The sequence below is a fragment of the Streptomyces sp. 15-116A genome, assembly GCF_025290915.1.
Taxonomy (GTDB): domain Bacteria; phylum Actinomycetota; class Actinomycetes; order Streptomycetales; family Streptomycetaceae; genus Streptomyces.
Map to the genome: position 1 here is coordinate 1 of NZ_JAOCQE010000453.1, position 3,026 is coordinate 3,026.

4 protein-coding genes are annotated in these 3,026 nt (G+C 70.4%); all 4 read left to right on the forward strand.

The genetic code is table 11. From position 1 onward, the window contains the following. On the forward strand, positions 1-477 hold a 477-nt coding region (locus N4P33_RS34215), incomplete at its 5' end, for a spermidine synthase (protein WP_260830817.1). Between the two features lie 123 nt (positions 478-600). After that, complete coding sequence (locus tag N4P33_RS34220; protein ID WP_260830818.1) at positions 601-1,341, forward strand: response regulator transcription factor; 741 nt, start codon at positions 601-603, stop codon at positions 1,339-1,341. Then, positions 1,338-2,450, forward strand: coding sequence for a cell wall metabolism sensor histidine kinase WalK (locus N4P33_RS34225; RefSeq protein ID WP_260830819.1), 1,113 nt, complete (start codon positions 1,338-1,340; stop codon positions 2,448-2,450). Before N4P33_RS34220 ends, N4P33_RS34225 begins: the two co-directional genes overlap by 4 nt. A gap of 291 nt (positions 2,451-2,741) precedes the next feature. Further along, the coding region (locus tag N4P33_RS34230) for a 2-oxoglutarate dehydrogenase E1 subunit family protein (RefSeq protein WP_260830820.1) at positions 2,742-3,026 on the forward strand (285 nt) is incomplete at its 3' end.

Below are 3,026 nucleotides of genomic sequence, written 5' to 3' on the forward strand. Positions count from 1 at the left end.
CTGATCGGCGGGCTCGGCGTCGGCTTCTCGCTCGCACACGCCGCCGCGGACCCGCGCTGGGGACGGATCACGGTGGTGGAGCGTGAGCCGGCCGTCATCGACTGGCACCGCACCGGACCGCTGGCCGCGCTCTCCGCCGCCGCCCTCGCCGATCCGCGCACCGAGATCGTCGAGGCCGACCTCGTACGGCACGTCAATGAGACATCCGACACGTTCGACGCGCTGTGTCTCGACATCGACAACGGGCCCGGCTGGACGGTCACCGAGGACAACGGCGGGCTGTACTCACCGGCCGGACTGGCAGGCTGCGCAAGGGTGTTGAAGCCGCGCGGGGTGCTCGCGGTATGGTCCGCGCAGCCGTCCTCGGATTTCGAAGAAACCTTGCGGAATGCCGGGTTCCAGCAGGTGCGTACCGAAGAGATCCCCGTTGCCCGGGGCGTTCCGGACGTCGTGCATCTCGGCGTCCGCCCTGGATAGCTAAGGCGCGGCGACTCCCCGTACGCTGCTGCACTGACGCGGATCATTCAAGCGTCAAGCGCAGTCCTGCGCAGATCACGGATCACCCCACGGATTCCGGAAAGCACACCTCAGGGGCGGGCGATGGAGCAGACACACACCTCCCACAACGGCACGGCGGCGACCACTCCCGGCGCGCAGCGGCGGATCCTGGTGGTCGAGGACGACGCGACGATCGTGGACGCCATCGCGACCCGCCTGCGTGCCGAGGGGTTCCTGGTGCAGACGGCGGCGGACGGCCCGTCGGCGGTGGACACGGCGGAGGCCTGGCAGCCCGACCTGCTGATCCTCGACATCATGCTGCCGGGCTTCGACGGCCTGGAGGTCTGCCGCCGCGTGCAGGCCCAGCGCCCGGTGCCGGTGCTGATGCTCACCGCGCGGGACGACGAGACGGACATGCTGGTCGGTCTCGGCGTCGGCGCCGACGACTACATGACCAAGCCGTTCTCCATGCGCGAGCTCGCCGCGCGCGTGCACGTGCTGCTGCGCCGCATGGAGCGCGCCGCCCTCGCGGCCACCACCCCGCGCAGCGGCATCCTGCGCCTGGGCGAACTGGAGATCGACCACGCCCAGCGCCGGGTCCGGGTGCGCAGCGAGGACGTCCATCTGACGCCGACCGAGTTCGACCTGCTGGTGTGCCTGGCGAACACCCCGCGCGCGGTGCTCTCCCGCGAGCAGCTGCTGGCCGAGGTGTGGGACTGGGCGGACGCCTCCGGCACCCGCACCGTCGACAGCCACATCAAGGCGCTGCGCCGGAAGATCGGCGCCGAGCGCATCCGCACCGTGCACGGCGTGGGCTACGCCCTGGAGACGCCGACGCCATGAGCGACGGGCCGGCCGCGCGAAGAGGTGCCGGGGCGCCCAGGCCCTGGGCCGGTGTACGCCCGTTCTCGATCAAGACGAAGCTGACCGCGCTGGTCGTCGTCTCGGTGCTGATCACCACCGGCCTGTCCATGATCGCGGTGCACACCAAGACCGAGCTCCGCTTCATCATGGTCTTCTCGATGATCGCCACGCTGCTCATCACGCAGTTCGTGGCGCACTCGCTCACCGCGCCGCTGGACGACATGAACGCGGTGGCCCGCTCGATCTCGCAGGGCGACTACACCCGCCGGGTCCGGGAGAACCGCAAGGACGAGCTCGGCGACCTGGCCCAGACGATCAACGTCATGGCCGACGAGCTGGAGGCCCAGGACAGCCGGCGCAAGGAGCTGGTGGCCAACGTCTCGCACGAGCTGCGCACCCCGATCGCGGGGCTGCGCGCGGTGCTGGAGAACATCGTCGACGGCGTCACCGACGCCGACCCCGAGACCATGCGCACCGCGCTGAAGCAGACCGAGCGGCTCGGCCGGCTGGTGGAGACCCTGCTCGACCTGTCCCGCCTGGACAACGGCGTGGTCCCGCTCAAGCAGCGGCGCTTCGAGGTGTGGCCGTATCTGTCGGGCGTGCTGAAGGAGGCCAACATGGTCGCCTCCGCCCGCGCGGGCATCGCCTCGGGCTCCGGCAGTCACACCCGTACGGACGTCCATCTGCACCTCGACGTCTCGCCGCCGGAGCTCACCGCGCACGCCGACCCGGAGCGCATCCACCAGGTGGTCGCCAACCTCATCGACAACGCGGTCAAGCACAGCCCGCCGCACGGCCGGGTGACGGTCAAGGCGCGGCGCGGTCCGCAGCCGGAGTCGCTGGAGCTGGAGGTCCTGGACGAGGGGCCCGGCATCCCGCGCACCGAGTGGCACCGGGTGTTCGAGCGCTTCAACCGCGGCAGCGTCGACCGGCCGCACGGCCCCGGCAGCGACGGCGGCACCGGACTAGGCCTGGCGATCGCCCGCTGGGCCGTCGATCTGCACGGCGGGCGGATCGGGGTGGCCGAATCCGAGCGGGGTTGCCGGATTCTTGTCACTCTTCCGGGCAGCCCTTCCGTGCAAAGTTGACGTAAAGTTCGAACCGGAGCCTCAAGATCCACCGGCGTCCGCGCTGACGGACACGTGTGATCAGGCACAGGCCCGCGCGATCCGCGCGCCGGGCCGGGGCCGACGCGTCCCCGACACGGCCCGAAGAAGCGAAACCTCGCTTGTTTCCCGCCATTTCCAGCGCCGAAACACGCTCTGAGATGTGACTTACGCGACGATGAACGGGCCCGGCCTGACCTTCTCGCTGAAGGGGGCGTAGCCTTTATTTCCGCTGTCCATCACCTTGTGAAGCGGAAGAGGGCGGTTGCCGCCGTGTCGCCACAGTCCCCCAGTAACTCGAGCATCTCGACCGACACCGACCAAGCGGGCAAGAACCCCGCGGCCGCGTTCGGTGCGAACGAGTGGCTCGTCGACGAGATCTATCAGCAGTACCTCCAGGACCCGAACTCGGTGGACCGAGCCTGGTGGGACTTCTTCGCCGACTACAAGCCAGGGGCGCCCGCCGCCTCGGCTCCGGCGGGTACCGCGGCCACGGGGGCCGCGGGCACCACCACCCCTCAGCCCACCACCGCGCAGCCCGCCGCCCAGGCCGCAGCC

Excerpts from the sequence above, each read along its gene's own strand:
- N4P33_RS34220 (WP_260830818.1), top strand. The coding sequence starts at position 601 with ATGGAGCAGACACACACCTCCCACAACGGCACGGCGGCGACCACTCCC.
- N4P33_RS34225 (WP_260830819.1), top strand. The coding sequence starts at position 1,338 with ATGAGCGACGGGCCGGCCGCGCGAAGAGGTGCCGGGGCGCCCAGGCCC.